The organism is Nocardia sp. NPDC047648 (assembly GCF_040642815.1).
GTDB lineage: Bacteria > Actinomycetota > Actinomycetes > Mycobacteriales > Mycobacteriaceae > Nocardia > Nocardia gamkensis.
The window spans coordinates 771,102-783,383 of record NZ_JBEYSX010000002.1 but is presented as its reverse complement, the minus strand read 5'-3'; the positions used below and the strand labels follow the sequence as shown (position 1 = coordinate 783,383).

General features: G+C 68.8%; 15 protein-coding genes. 6 read left to right on the top strand and 9 right to left on the bottom strand.

Features of this window, described 5'->3' with window-relative positions; translation table 11 throughout:
* Window positions 1–56: 56 nt before the first annotated feature.
* Together ABZ803_RS08090 and speD are read left to right on the top strand one after the other, a co-directional pair.
* Window positions 57–1,172 (top strand): type III PLP-dependent enzyme, encoded by a 1,116-nt coding sequence (locus ABZ803_RS08090; RefSeq protein WP_357034157.1) that lies wholly within the window; start codon window positions 57–59, stop codon window positions 1,170–1,172.
* Window positions 1,173–1,180: 8 nt separating this feature from the next.
* Window positions 1,181–2,383, top strand: coding sequence for an adenosylmethionine decarboxylase (gene speD, locus ABZ803_RS08085; protein ID WP_357034155.1), 1,203 nt, complete (start codon window positions 1,181–1,183; stop codon window positions 2,381–2,383).
* A gap of 184 nt (window positions 2,384–2,567) precedes the next feature.
* On the opposite strand, the gene ABZ803_RS08080 is transcribed toward speD, so the two are convergent.
* The 5 genes from ABZ803_RS08080 to ABZ803_RS08060 all read right to left on the bottom strand — a co-directional run bounded on the left by ABZ803_RS08080 (window position 2,568) and on the right by ABZ803_RS08060 (window position 5,684).
* Window positions 2,568–2,774, bottom strand: coding sequence for a 4-oxalocrotonate tautomerase family protein (locus ABZ803_RS08080; protein ID WP_357034153.1), 207 nt, complete (start codon window positions 2,772–2,774; stop codon window positions 2,568–2,570).
* Between the two features lies 1 nt (window position 2,775).
* A complete protein-coding gene (locus ABZ803_RS08075) occupies window positions 2,776–3,510 on the bottom strand; it encodes an SDR family NAD(P)-dependent oxidoreductase (RefSeq protein WP_357034151.1) in 735 nt (244 codons plus the stop codon).
* 76 nt (window positions 3,511–3,586) lie between these two features.
* Window positions 3,587–4,177, bottom strand: a complete 591-nt coding sequence (locus ABZ803_RS08070; RefSeq protein WP_357034149.1) for a TetR family transcriptional regulator C-terminal domain-containing protein — start codon at window positions 4,175–4,177, stop codon at window positions 3,587–3,589.
* A gap of 54 nt (window positions 4,178–4,231) precedes the next feature.
* The gene (locus ABZ803_RS08065; protein WP_357034147.1) at window positions 4,232–4,726 is read right to left on the bottom strand and encodes a gamma-glutamylcyclotransferase family protein; all 495 of its coding nucleotides are present in this window, start codon (window positions 4,724–4,726) and stop codon (window positions 4,232–4,234) included.
* 49 nt (window positions 4,727–4,775) lie between these two features.
* On the bottom strand, window positions 4,776–5,684 hold the full coding sequence (locus ABZ803_RS08060) for a hydrogen peroxide-inducible genes activator (RefSeq protein WP_062973964.1): 909 nt from the start codon (window positions 5,682–5,684) through the stop codon (window positions 4,776–4,778).
* Between the two features lie 177 nt (window positions 5,685–5,861).
* Between ABZ803_RS08060 and ABZ803_RS08055 the strand changes: the two genes are divergently transcribed.
* The 3 genes from ABZ803_RS08055 (at window position 5,862) to ABZ803_RS08045 (ending at window position 7,867) form a co-directional block, all read left to right on the top strand.
* Window positions 5,862–6,449 carry a peroxiredoxin gene (locus tag ABZ803_RS08055; protein ID WP_040867866.1) on the top strand — a complete coding sequence of 196 codons (588 nt, stop codon included), beginning with the start codon at window positions 5,862–5,864 and terminating at the stop codon, window positions 6,447–6,449.
* Between the two features lie 96 nt (window positions 6,450–6,545).
* Window positions 6,546–7,085 (top strand): carboxymuconolactone decarboxylase family protein, encoded by a 540-nt coding sequence (locus ABZ803_RS08050; protein ID WP_357034144.1) that lies wholly within the window; start codon window positions 6,546–6,548, stop codon window positions 7,083–7,085.
* A 107-nt stretch (window positions 7,086–7,192) separates the two neighbouring features.
* Window positions 7,193–7,867 (top strand): PhzF family phenazine biosynthesis protein, encoded by a 675-nt coding sequence (locus ABZ803_RS08045; RefSeq protein WP_357034142.1) that lies wholly within the window; start codon window positions 7,193–7,195, stop codon window positions 7,865–7,867.
* A 7-nt stretch (window positions 7,868–7,874) separates the two neighbouring features.
* On the opposite strand, the gene ABZ803_RS08040 is transcribed toward ABZ803_RS08045, so the two are convergent.
* From ABZ803_RS08040 to ABZ803_RS08030, 3 genes are all read right to left on the bottom strand, one after another.
* Window positions 7,875–8,609: an anti-sigma factor gene (locus ABZ803_RS08040; protein WP_357034140.1), complete on the bottom strand. Its 735-nt coding sequence runs from the start codon at window positions 8,607–8,609 to the stop codon at window positions 7,875–7,877.
* Window positions 8,602–9,288, bottom strand: a complete 687-nt coding sequence (gene sigK / locus ABZ803_RS08035; RefSeq protein ID WP_357034138.1) for an ECF RNA polymerase sigma factor SigK — start codon at window positions 9,286–9,288, stop codon at window positions 8,602–8,604. The genes ABZ803_RS08040 and sigK overlap by 8 nt, the downstream gene beginning before the upstream one ends.
* 63 nt (window positions 9,289–9,351) lie before the next feature.
* The gene (locus ABZ803_RS08030; protein WP_357034136.1) at window positions 9,352–10,035 is read right to left on the bottom strand and encodes a DUF5134 domain-containing protein; all 684 of its coding nucleotides are present in this window, start codon (window positions 10,033–10,035) and stop codon (window positions 9,352–9,354) included.
* A gap of 313 nt (window positions 10,036–10,348) precedes the next feature.
* Between ABZ803_RS08030 and ABZ803_RS08025 the strand changes: the two genes are divergently transcribed.
* The gene (locus tag ABZ803_RS08025; RefSeq protein WP_357034134.1) at window positions 10,349–10,852 is read left to right on the top strand and encodes a GNAT family N-acetyltransferase; all 504 of its coding nucleotides are present in this window, start codon (window positions 10,349–10,351) and stop codon (window positions 10,850–10,852) included.
* A 40-nt stretch (window positions 10,853–10,892) separates the two neighbouring features.
* Here the strand turns inward: ABZ803_RS08025 and ABZ803_RS08020 are convergent, their stop codons facing one another.
* Complete coding sequence (locus ABZ803_RS08020; RefSeq protein WP_357034132.1) at window positions 10,893–12,122, bottom strand: aminotransferase class III-fold pyridoxal phosphate-dependent enzyme; 1,230 nt, start codon at window positions 12,120–12,122, stop codon at window positions 10,893–10,895.
* Window positions 12,123–12,282: the final 160 nt, after the last annotated feature.

Sequence of the window (12,282 nt, the reverse complement as noted above, 5' to 3'; positions counted from 1 at the left end):
TTCTGGGTACGGGCCGCTGATACTCTCTCCCCCGCTGCCCAAGCGAAAGATCAACTATGCCCGAATCGCCCTACCTTGTCATCCATCCCGAGCGTGTCCGCCAGAATTACCGCGCGCTCGATGCCGCCCTGTCCGCGGACACGGGCGCCACGACGAGGATCCGTTTCGCCGTGAAGGCGAGCCCGGTGCCGGCGATCGTGCGCCTGCTCGACGAGGAGGGCGCGGAATTCGATGTCGCCAGTATCGGCGAAATCGACCTCTGCCTCGGGCTGGGGGTGGCGCCGCAGCGGTTGTGCTACGGCAACCCGATCAAGAAAGCCGCGCACATCGCCCGTGCATACGCCCTGGGGGTGCGGCGCTTCGCTTTCGACACCGAGGACGACCTGCTGCGCATAGCCGACCACGCGCCCGGCTCCGAGGTGGAGTGCCGGTTCCTCGCCTCGGCGCCGGAGTCGCGCACCCCGTTCGGCACGAAGTTCGGTTGCAGCCCGGGTGAGGCGTTGCGGCTGCTGGTCCGGGCCCGCGACCTCGGGCTCGTGGTCGCGGGGCCGTACTTCCACGTCGGCTCCCAGCAACTGGACCCCGCCGCTTGGCGGATCGGCATCGAGCAGGCGGGCCGGATCGCCGAGGCGCTGGCCGACAAGGACATCGCGGTCGGTTCGGTGAACATCGGCGGCGGGTTGCCGATTTCCTACGCCGACCCCGCGCCCGGGCTGGGCGAGATTGCCGCTGTGGTCAAGCACGCCGCAGCCGAATTCCTTTCCGGGGATACCGGATTGGTCGTCGAACCGGGCCGGGCACTGGTCGGTTCGGCGGGCACGATTCACGCCGAAGTCGTCGGCGTCCGCACCGCGCCGGACGGACGGCGCTGGGTGTATCTCGACATCGGCCGCTACAACGGAATGGCCGAGACGGAGAACGAGTACATCGCCTACCGGTTCGTCACCGACCGGGACGGCGACCCCGTCGACGAGGCGGTGGTGGCCGGTCCGACCTGCGACGGCGACGATGTACTGTATCAACGCACGCGAGTCCTCCTACCGACCACGTTGCGAGCCGGTGATCGCGTTCGAATCCTCGACACCGGTGCCTATACCGCGAGCTATTCGTCGGTGTCATTCAATGGTTTTCCGCCCTTGACCGTTCATGTCTCGGGCGCTGAGCGAGAGTGAGTTTGCCCATGACGGCGGAATTCACCGGTTGGCATGTGCTGGCCGAGTTCGGTGGTGTCGACGCAGACCTCTGCGACGATCTCGAACGACTCGAATCGGCGTTGCGTGAGTCTCTGATCGCGGCGGGCGTCACCATCTGCGATGTCGTACACAAGAAGTTCGAACCGCAGGGGGTGACCGTCCTCGCGCTGTTGTCGGAGTCCCACGCCTCGATTCACACTTATCCGGAGTCCGGCGAGATCTTCGTCGACGTGTTCACCTGCGGCAGCATCGGCGCCGGCGCGTCGAAAGCGGTCGAGCTACTGCGGGACGCGTTGGCTCCCAAGGATGTTCGCATGCAGGTCATCCGCAGGGGACACGGCAGCCAGCGGATCGAGGAACCGGTGGGCGCGGGCCTGACCCGCATCTGGGACCTGCACGAGGTGATCGTCGACACCCACACCCCGTTCCAGCACATGGTCATCGCGCGGACCGAGCAAGGCATCAGCCTGTTCTCCGACGACGACCGGCAGTCCACCGAGTTCTCCCAGCTCACCTATCACGAGGCGATGATGGTCCCCGCCTTCGTGCTGGCCGAGAAGCTGGACAAAGTGCTGATCATCGGCTCCGGCGAGGGTGTCGCCAGTCAGATGTCGGTCGCCGCGGGCGCCACCCTCGTCGACCACGTCGACATCGACCAGCTCGAGGTGGAGCTGTGCGCCCGGCATCTGCCCTACGGCTACTCCAGCGACGAGCTGGCCGCCGCCGTCGAGGGCGATGGACCGATCAAGGTGCATTACGCCGACGGCTGGGACTTCCTGGCCACGGCCGCGCAGGCGGGCACCCGCTACGACGTCATCGTGATCGACCTGCCGGACGAGCGCGTCGAGGACGCGCAGCACAATCGGCTCTACGAAGCGGAGTTCCTGTCCCGATGTCGTGCGCTGCTCGCGCCCGGCGGGGTGCTGTGCGCCCAGGCCGGCTGCGCGACCATGTGGCGCAACGAGACGCTGAAGCGGTCCTGGGAGCGTTTCCACGAGCAGTTCGGCACCGTCGTGCACTACGGCAGCGACGAGCACGAGTGGTCGTTCCTGTTCGGGCTGGTGGACACGGTCGAGGATCCGGTCGGCGGGATGACCGATCGTCTGGAACGGTTGCCCTACCGGCCCGAGACGATCGACGCGCGGGCGCTGGTGCGCGGCGCGATCGAACCGCACGCGCTGCGGGTCTAGGCCGAGGCACCCGGATGCGCCGGTCCCGATCGGGCCGGCGCATTCGGCGTTCGGTAGCGAAGACGGCACCGCGGCTCCCCTCCATCGAGCTGTAGAGGCCGCATCGAGATCTCGGCGGGCAGAGGGGAACGTAACGTTCCGGTGCGACTTCCTCGTGACGAGTTGTCCGGCAGGGAATCCCGGTTCAGGAGCGCTGTTGCTCGCGCCACCGCTCGACGTCGACCCCGCCGACACCCCAATTCGACAGGGCGACTTCGTCGATCACGACGTAGGTGCTCGCGGGCGCCTTGCCGAGCACGTCGTACAGCAGATCGGTGACGCCCTCGATCAGCCGCGCCTTCTGTTCGCGGGTCACGCCTTCGTCGGTGATCTTGATGTTCACGTACGGCATTTCAGGCCGCCCTTCCAGCGATGAACCCGCCGTCGACGGGGAGGATGTGTCCGGTCGTGAATTCCGCGTCGGCGAGATACAGCACCGCGGCCGTCGTTTCGGCGACTTCCCCTATGCGGTTGAGCAGTGCGAGCCCAGCGGAGGCCGGTTCGTCGCCGTCGCCGAACAACGGCGTGCGGATGATGCCGGGGGCGACCGCGTTGACCCGGATGCCGTCGGCGGCGAGTTCGGCGGCCAGGCTGGTGGTGAGCGCGTGCACGCCGCCCTTGCTGACCAGGGCCGCCGTGGCGGGCAGCCCGGCGAGGGCATGGTCGATCAGCACGGTGCCGATATTGACGATGCTGCCGCCTCTCGCTTGCCTCAGGAATCGCCGCACCACGGCCTGCGTGGTGAAGTAGGTGCCTTTGAGGTTTCCGTTCAGATAGCCGTCCAGGTCTGCCTCGGTGACCTCGACAAACGGTTTGGCTCCGAACATGCCCGCGTTGTTGACCAGCACGTCCACGCCGCCGAACCGCTCGACGGCGACGCCGACCAAGGTCGCTCCGGTAGCGGCCGCGCCGATATCGCCCGCCACCGTGGCCACTCGCTCCGGCGCGCCGAGTGCGGCGGCCACCTCCGTCAGCTTCGCCTCGTCTCGCCCGTTGAGCACGACATTGTCGCCGCGTTCCACGAATGCCCGTGCGATATCGCGGCCGATCCCACTGGAGGAACCGGTCACGATGGCCGTCTTCGCCATCGCGTGTCCTTTCTTATATACGACCGGTCGTCTTCGAATAGGTAACCGAAGAGGCCGGATGAATGTGACGTTCCGATCAGGGCAGGAAGTAGTCGCCGAGCAGGCGATCCAGGCACTTGCGCAGCGGGGCGAGGGTGCGATCGATCTTCATCCTGATCACCGCCCCCTCCCAGGATTCGAGCAGCAGATCCGCCAGTTCGCCCGCCTCGATGTCGGCGCGGATCATGCCCAGGCGCTGCCCCTGCGCGAGTTGCTCGGCGATACGGTCGCGCCACGCGGTCCATGCCCTCGACAGCGATTCCCGCAGCAGCTCACTGCCTTCCAGTTCGCCGCCCAGATTCGCGATGAGGCAGCCGCCGGTGAAATCGGACGCGACGAAGTCGTCCATCAGCCGCCCGAAGAACGCCCGCAAACCGCTCACCGGGTCCGGCGCGCCGGCGAACGCCTCGGTCAGGTTGCGTTGGACACAGCGGGAGTGGTGCTCGATGATTGCGCGCCCGAAACTCTCCTTGCTGTCGAAGTAGTTGTAGAACGAACCCTTCGGCACCCCGACCCGGTCGAGGATCTGTTTGATCCCGGTGCCGTGATAGCCGCTGGTCAGAAAACCCGCGGCACCCTCTTCGACCAGAAGCCGCCGAGTGTCTTCGCTGCGCCGCGGTCGTGCCATGCGTTGAATATACGACCGGTCGTCTTGGAATGGCAAGAGGCGGCGACGCGGGCCTCACGCCGAAGGCCCCGACCATCCCGGCCCGGCCGGATCCGGGAAACTCGCCGGATCTCGGCGCCACCGCGCGGAGCGAGCGGCAAAATGCGCGAGATGCTCGGCGGCGAACCGCTCCCGCTGCCAGTCCGCCGCGTCCGCGGCCACCGTCCAGACATAGGTCCACACCGGAACATCCCGGTGCTCGACGCGCACTCGGCGCAGGTCGTACTCGTCGTCCTCGAACGCGTCGAGGATCGTCCACTCCGCCGCCGTCAGACCGCTCAGCACCGCACCACGGGTGCGGCCGAGCGGGGCGGCGACCAGTCCCGGGTAGATCCGCCGCGGCAGCGCGGCGGCGCGCCAACCGGTCAGCTCGGCCGGTTCGCTCGGCGGGACTCGCCCGAGCAGCGTCTCCAGCACTTCGGGAAACTGCAGCGTGCCGTAGACGAACAGCGCGTCATCCCGCCCGGACAGGAGGCCCAGCCGCCCGTCGCCCCACGCCGCCGATGCCACCTCGCGCCTCCTCTCACCCTGGCTCGACGCGCTCTCCCGTGCTGCGCGGCTACATCGGCCGCTGAGCGCGGACGATGGCGGCCAGATATTCGTAATCATCGGCCCGAGCAGTGGAAGTACGGAAGACCAGGCCGATGGTACGGCCGGGGGCGGGGGCGCCGAAGTGCGCGACATCCAATGTGCCGCGCGCGGTTTCCGTCGCGACGGCCATCTGCGGGATCAGCGTCACGCCGAGTCCACCGGCGACGCACTGCACCACCGTGGACAGGGACGCGGCCCGGGTGTCACCGACCGCGGCCGGGTGCACATCGGCCGAGCGGCAGGCCTCCAATGTCTGATCGCGCAGGCAGTGCCCCTCGTCCAGCAGCAGCAGCGGCTGGGCGTCCAGCACCGCCGCCGCGAGATCGGTGCGCCCGGCCAGCTCGTGACCGCGCGGCGTGACCAGCACGAATTCCTCGGTGTAGAGCGGGATCTCGACCAGGCCGGGCATCTCGGTGGGCACCGCCAGCAGCGCGACGTCCAGCACGCCGGTACGCAGGCCGTCCAGCAACCGGGCGGTCTGGTCCTCGACGATCTGCGGCCGCAGCTCGGGTAGCCGCTTGCGCAGTTCCGGCAGCAACCCGGGCAGCACATAGGGGGCGACCGTCGGGATGATGCCCATCCGCAGGGTGCCGCCGAGTCCGTCGCCGGTGGCCGAGGCGACGAAGCGGTCGGCGGCCTCCAGCGTCGCCATCGCCTTGGGCAGCAAGCGCATCCCCGCGGCGGTCACCAGCACGCGGCGGGTGCTCCGTTCGATCAGCTGGAGCCCGAGCCCGTGTTCCAGAGCGGCGAGCGCCTGCGATAACGTGGGCTGACTCACACCGAGCCGCGCGGCCGCGGTGCCGAAATGGCGGTATTCCGCGATCGCCACGAACGCACGCAGCTGTGACAGGGTGGGCTGATAAGTCTGATCAGTCACGCCTATCAGTGTAGTGCGACTGATCACCTTTACCTTTTACGCACCCTTGGGCAAGATCGCCGGTGAGCTTTTCCACCGGCGGTGTGAGTGCCGGTCCGAGGCGGTGGCTCGTGGAACCGCAACGGCCCCGCAATACCGCAGAACACAGTTGGCAACCAACCTGACGAGGAGACGAGCATGGCCCTGCTGACCATCGGCGACCAATTCCCGGCATACAACCTCACCGCGGTCATCGGCGGTGATCTGTCGAAGGTCGACGCTCAGCAGCCTGACGACTACTTCACCCGGATCACCAGCGACGACCACGCGGGCAAGTGGCGGATCGTCTTCTTCTGGCCCAAGGACTTCACCTTCGTGTGCCCGACCGAGATCGCCGCGTTCGGCAAGCTCAACGACGAATTCGAGGACCGGGACGCGCAGGTGCTCGGCGCCTCGGTGGACAACGAGTTCGTGCACTTCCAGTGGCGCGCTCAGCACGAGGATCTCAAGACCCTCCCCTTCCCCATGCTCTCGGACCTCAAGCGTGAACTGGCCACCGCCACCGGCGTGCTCAACGCCGACGGCGTCGCCGACCGCGCCACCTTCATCATCGACCCGAACAACGAGATCCAGTTCGTCTCCGTCACAGCGGGTTCCGTGGGCCGCAACGTCGACGAGGTGCTGCGCGTGCTGGACGCTCTGCAGTCCGACGAGCTGTGCGCCTGCAACTGGAAGAAGGGCGATCCGACCATCAACGCCGGTGAACTTCTGGCCGCCAGCGTCTGAAATACCCTTTCGCACCCGGGATTTCGGGTGCGCCCCACATCATCGAGAAACGACCCGGTCCCCGCACGGGGCCGCATCGAGTAGAGGAATCGCCGAATGAGCATTGAGAACCTGAAGAACTCCCTCCCCGAGTACGCCAAGGACCTCAAGCTCAACTTGTCATCCCTCGCGCGCACCACCGTGCTGAACGAGCAGCAGCTGTGGGGCACCTTGCTGGCGTCGGCGGCCGCGACCCGGTCGACGACCACGCTGCGCGAGATCGCCGAGGAAGCCGCCGACGTGCTGTCGGCGGAGGCGTACAACGCCGCACTCGGCGCCGCCTCGATCATGGGCATGAACAACGTGTTCTACCGGGGCAAGGCGTTCCTCGGCGGCCGCTACGACGACCTGCGGGCGGGACTGCGCATGCAGATCATCGGTGCGCCGGGCGTCGACAAGGCCGACTTCGAACTCTGGTCGTTCGCGGTCTCCTCGATCAACGGCTGCGCGCACTGCCTCGAGGCGCACGAGCACACCCTGCGCGAAGCGGGCGTCTCGCGCGAGGTGATCTTCGAATCGCTGCGCGCCGCCGCCATCGTGGCCGGTGTCGGCCAGGCGGTGCAATCGACCGAGGCGCTCAGCACGGCCGCGATCTGATTTCGCTCGAAAAGAGGCCCCTGTCCTGCGACGGGGGCCTCTTTCGCGTTCCCCATGTGGTCCGGCCGACAGCCCCCGGCAGGGGCACACGGGTAGGCTCGTCGAGCATGAGCACACAGGTTGATGTGGTGCGAGTGTTCACCGACGCGGCCGGGCGCTTCGGCAACGAGCTGGGTATCGCGCGGGCGGCCGACGTGGCCGCGCCCGATCGGCAGGCGCTGGCGGCCAAAGCCGGCTACAGCGAGACCGTGGTGGTCGAGGAGCCGGTCGACGGCACGGTCGCGGTGCGGATCTACACCCCCACGGTGGAGCTCCCGTTCGCCGGACACCCCTCGGTGGGGACCGCGTGGTGGTTCGCCTCCCAGGGCATCCCCGTGCGGACCCTGGCTGTGCCCGCGGGCCCGGTGGCGGTGGAACTCACCGAGGGATTGACCTGGATCACCGCTCGCGGCGAATGGGCTCCCCCGTTCACCTTCCATCAGCTGGAGGACGCCGAGGTGCTGGCCACCCTGCGCCCGGAGGAGTTTCCCGGCGGCCCGCACTACCTGTGGGCGTGGACCGACGAACATCGCGCCGTCCTGCGCTCGCGTATGTTCGCGCCGACCATGGGGATCTCCGAGGACGAGGCGACCGGAGCGGCGGCCGTCGCGTTGACGGCTCTGCTGCGCAAAGGCCTGATCATCACCCAGGGCAAGGGCTCGCAGTTGTTCACCCGGTGGGACTCCGACGGGTGGGTGCACCTGGGCGGGCGAGTCGTCGGCGATCAACCGGTGGAGATCTAGACCCCGCTCAGGGCAGCGTCACGCCCACGATCGGATCGCCGCTCGGTACGTCGGAACCACCGTCGGGTTCGACGCTCACCGCGAGGACCTCGCCGGAGCGGAAACCGGTGACGAACGGCCGATCGGTCGAGGGCAGGTCGCTCAGCACCCCGGCCGAGCGGGCTTGCCCGTCGGAGCCGACCAACCACATCTGATACACCCGGCCCGAAGGCGGCGGCGCGACCCGGTCGAACACGACGACCGCGCGCCCGAGTTCGGGCGAGGCGTCCACGACGAGCACACCGCCACCGGCGAACGAGCCGTTAACCGTCCGCACACCCGGGTGCACCTGCGCCTGGTCGGCAGCGGCCGGATCGGACGGCGAGCTGATGAACTGCGCGGTCAGCACGCTCGCACCGAACAGCAGGCTCGCGACGGCCGCGATCGGCACCGCCCAGCGCAGCGGCCGCCGCCGCCACGCCGAGAGGCGCGTGACGGCGGGCCCGGGGGGCTCGTCGGGCAGCGCTGCCAGGATGCGCCGTTCCAGCTCCGGCGGCGGCGCGAACTCGTCGAGCACGGCGAGCCGCCCCATGACGTCGCGCACCTGCCAGACGGTGTCGGAGAATGCCCGCCGCACGTCCGGGTCCGCGGCCGCGAGGCGGGCATCGATATGCCTGCGTTCGATATCGGCGACCGCGTCCAGCGCGCACGGGTAGGCGAGGTCGATGAGGTCGGCGTCCGACCGTGGCGAGGCGTCAACCATCGGTGCGTTCCCCGGACAAACACTTCTCCAATCTCTTCAGCCCGTCGCGGATGCGGGTCTTGATCGTGGGCAACGGCACCGAGAGGTGATCGGCGACCTCCCGATAGGTCCACCCGCTGTAATACGCCAGCGCGATCGCCTCACGCTGGGTGGGGGTCAGGTTCTGCAGGCAGCCTGCCACCTGTTGCTCTTCGATGCGCTGGGTGACCGATTCCGCGACGACGTCGTGGTCGCGGCCCAGCTGCTCGTACGCGTAGACCAGGTCCCGGCTGGTAGCCGAACTCTCCGCGCGGACCCGATCCACCGCCCGGCGATGGGCGAGCATCATCAGCCAGCCGACCGGACTGGCCAGCGAGGCGTCGTAGCGGTCGGCCATCGACCACACCTGGAGGTAGACCTCCTGGGTCACCTCCTCGGCGGTGGCGTGACTGCGCAGGATCCGCACGGTCAGACCGAACACCCGCGGGCTGGTGAGCTGATAGAACTCGGTGAACGCGGCACGATCGCCGGTGCCGGTGGCGGCGAGCAACGCCGCGAGCTCACGGTTCGCGCGGGTGGCCTGGGATCGGTCGTAGCCGGTCGGCAGCGGGCACGCGAGCGCCGGGCCATCGGAAGCCTCTCTCGCGCGTGCCGCGGCGCCCGATCGGTGGGGTGAAGCAGAACCGTGTTCGTTGCTCATGGCCGAATCCCGTGCCTGCATGCACAGGGGTTCGGTATGCGGGCGGACCCGGATTGGTCGCGGTCACCGAATGATCACGGCCACCAGCATGTAAGCGGTGCCCGCGTCCATCACCACGTGCGGCACCGCCGCCCACGGTTTCGCGGGCCCGGTGAGGGCGGCGACGCAACCGCCGGAACGCGCGAGCAACCTCAGCGGGCCCGACGGCCGCGCATGCGCCCAGCCGGTGCAGGCGGCCACCGCGACCAGGAGCGCGTCGAGGAGGAACAGCGCGGCAAGACCGAGCGCGGGCCCGACGGCCGGGCCGCCGACGTGGCCGGAGGCGGTGTGACCGGACATCGCGTAGAGCATCGCCGCGGCGGCGGCGACGTGGTAGCCGAGCGGGACCAAGCGGTCGATCGGCAGCGCCCGCCCCTGGGTGGCGTGTTCGGCGGCGCGCAGCATCAACAGTCCGGCGAAGACCACGGCCATCGCCGTCAGCACGCCGCGCAACGCGTGCGGGCTCGCGCCCGAAGGGAACACGAGCATGCCGAGCATGACCAGGCACATCACCAGATGGGCCGCGTCGGACTCGGAATGCCCGGTCGCGGCATCCCGGGCGGAGGAAGAATCCGGCAACGCGTCGACGGGATCGGCGGACGGCCCCGCAGGCGCCGTCACCCGTGACAGCACGATCACCGCGGCGACCACGAACGCCGCCACCGCCGCCCACCGCAACGCGGCATACTCCTGCACGAACTCCGCCACACCCCACCACCTCTCAGCACGGCGACCACAGTCGTCGCCCTCCCATGCTCGCATCCCGAAGTGGTGGAGGTGCCCCTTTTCGATTCGCCCACATCGCTGATCGGCCGACGCTGCGGCAATCGACCAGCATTTCCGCACCGAGAGCGATACTTTCGGCAGCGACCGGCCGAGACAGCATGTGCCGCAGTCCGTTACGGCGACGAGATGAGGCGATCACTTCGAGGCACGGCCCGGTGAACGTTCCTGAGGAGGCTCGCATGCACCACGTCCGGGGGCAGCGCGAGCGTGCCCGGCCACCCGCGATGATGGACTCATGTACGACCAGACCGATCAGTGCGCTACCACGATCGAGAGCGATGGTTTGCGCATCGTCGTCGACGACCTGACCGGCCCGGCGATCGCGGCGCTACTCACCGAGCATCTCGCCGACATGGCCGCCCACTCGCCGATCGAGAGCGTGCACGCGTTGGACATCACGGCACTGCGTCATCCGGATATCACGTTCTGGACCGGGTGGGATGGTGCGGCCCTGGCCGGGTGCGCCGCGCTGAAGCACCTCGACGACGGCCACGCCGAGATCAAGTCCATGCGCACCGCGTCGACCCATCGAGGTCGCGGCATCGCTTCCACCTTGCTGCGCCATGTCATCGCCGAGGCCACCGCGCGCCGCTACCGGCGTCTCAGCCTCGAAACAGGCGCGCAGGACTTCTTCCGGCCCGCCCGCCGCCTGTACGCCGCCCACGGCTTCGGCTACTGCTCGCCGTTCGGCGACTACCGTCCCGATCCGAACAGCGTCTTCCTGACCCGCGTGCTCTGAGATCGGGGCCGATCAGGCTCCGATCACCGGCGCGGGTGAATCACACATCGTTCAACGCGCGGGTGAATCCGTCGACGAGTTCGGCGATCTGGTCGTCGGTCATGATGAAGGCCGGGGAGATCTGCATGGCTCCCTGACCCGCCGCGCGACTGGAGATCCCGTGCGCGCGCAGCGTCTTCACCAGCGGCAACCCTTCGGCGGGGTCGGCGAGCTGGATGGCCGCGACGGCGCCGAACCCGCTGCGTACCTCAGCGACCCTGGGATGTCCGGCGAGCACCGACAGCTGCTCGTGCAGGCTCGCCTCCACGCGCAGGGCGGCCTCGAGCAGGCCTTCGCGCTCGATGATGTCGAGATTCGCCAGCGCGGCGGCCGCCGCGCCCGCGTGGCCGCCGTAGGTGTAGCCGTGCCGCCACCAGACGCCGCCGCCGAAGAACGGCTCCGCCACGCGCGGGGCGGCGAAGACCGCGCCCATCGGGAGATAGCCGGAGGTCAGTCCCTTCGCGGTGGTCATCAGGTCGGGTTCGAGCCCGAGCCGGGACGAGGCGAACCACGCTCCGCCGATGCGGCCGAAACCGGTCACCACCTCGTCGGCGACGAACAGGATGTTGTAGTCGCGGCAGATGCGCCGGACTTCGGCGAGGTAGCCCGCAGGCGGCGGATATACACCGCCCGCGCCGATGACCGGTTCGCAGAAGAACGCGGCGATCCGTTCGGCGCCGACCTCCTCGATCAGCGCGAGCAGGGCTTTCGCGTCGTCCCACTCGACAGTCCGCGCGGCGGGCATCAGTTCGCCGTAGCCCTCCCGATTGCCGGGCAGACCCGCGAGCGCCGTACCCGCCACATGCATGCCGTGATAGGCCATTCGCCGCCCGACCACGATCGTCTTGCCCGGCTGCCCGAGTTCGTGCCAGTAGCGGCGGGCGAGTTTGGTCGCGGTGTCGACGGAGTCGGAACCGCCCGAGGTGAAGAAGATCTTGCTGCCCGGCACCGGGGCGAGGCCGGCGAGCCGCTCGGCGAGTTCCTGGGTGGCGGGCTCGGTGATGTCGCCGAAATTGGAGTAGTGCGCGATCGTGCGCAGTTGGGCGGCCACCGCGTCGGCGATCTCGCCGCGCCCGTGGCCCACGTTGGCGAACCACAGGCCCGCGGTCGCGTCGAGGTACCGATTGCCCGCCCGGTCGAAGACGTGGACGCCGTCTCCGCGAGCGACCACGAACGCTCCGTCCCGCTCGACGGCGCCCATGTCGGCGAAGCCATGCCATAGCGCGTTCATGTCTCCACCTTTACCGGTTCCCGGGTCGTGGTCCACTCCCGGCCGCCAAGGCGCCGTGCAGCGCAACACGGCGCTGATCCGGGACACCGCGTCGACCGTGACGAGCGGCCACCGGCGATGGCGGGCCCGCATCCTCGGTCCTCGTCCGGTCCAACGTATC

Coding starts and splice junctions, on each gene's coding strand:
- ABZ803_RS08040 (WP_357034140.1), bottom strand. CDS start 8,609: ATGGTTGACGCCTCGCCACGGTCGGACGCCGACCTCATCGACCTCGCC.
- ABZ803_RS08090 (WP_357034157.1), top strand. CDS start 57: ATGCCCGAATCGCCCTACCTTGTCATCCATCCCGAGCGTGTCCGCCAG.
- ABZ803_RS08055 (WP_040867866.1), top strand. CDS start 5,862: ATGGCCCTGCTGACCATCGGCGACCAATTCCCGGCATACAACCTCACC.
- ABZ803_RS08080 (WP_357034153.1), bottom strand. CDS start 2,774: ATGCCGTACGTGAACATCAAGATCACCGACGAAGGCGTGACCCGCGAA.
- ABZ803_RS08020 (WP_357034132.1), bottom strand. CDS start 12,122: ATGAACGCGCTATGGCATGGCTTCGCCGACATGGGCGCCGTCGAGCGG.
- ABZ803_RS08045 (WP_357034142.1), top strand. CDS start 7,193: ATGAGCACACAGGTTGATGTGGTGCGAGTGTTCACCGACGCGGCCGGG.
- ABZ803_RS08070 (WP_357034149.1), bottom strand. CDS start 4,177: ATGGCACGACCGCGGCGCAGCGAAGACACTCGGCGGCTTCTGGTCGAA.
- sigK (WP_357034138.1), bottom strand. CDS start 9,288: ATGAGCAACGAACACGGTTCTGCTTCACCCCACCGATCGGGCGCCGCG.
- speD (WP_357034155.1), top strand. CDS start 1,181: ATGACGGCGGAATTCACCGGTTGGCATGTGCTGGCCGAGTTCGGTGGT.
- ABZ803_RS08025 (WP_357034134.1), top strand. CDS start 10,349: ATGTACGACCAGACCGATCAGTGCGCTACCACGATCGAGAGCGATGGT.
- ABZ803_RS08075 (WP_357034151.1), bottom strand. CDS start 3,510: ATGGCGAAGACGGCCATCGTGACCGGTTCCTCCAGTGGGATCGGCCGC.
- ABZ803_RS08050 (WP_357034144.1), top strand. CDS start 6,546: ATGAGCATTGAGAACCTGAAGAACTCCCTCCCCGAGTACGCCAAGGAC.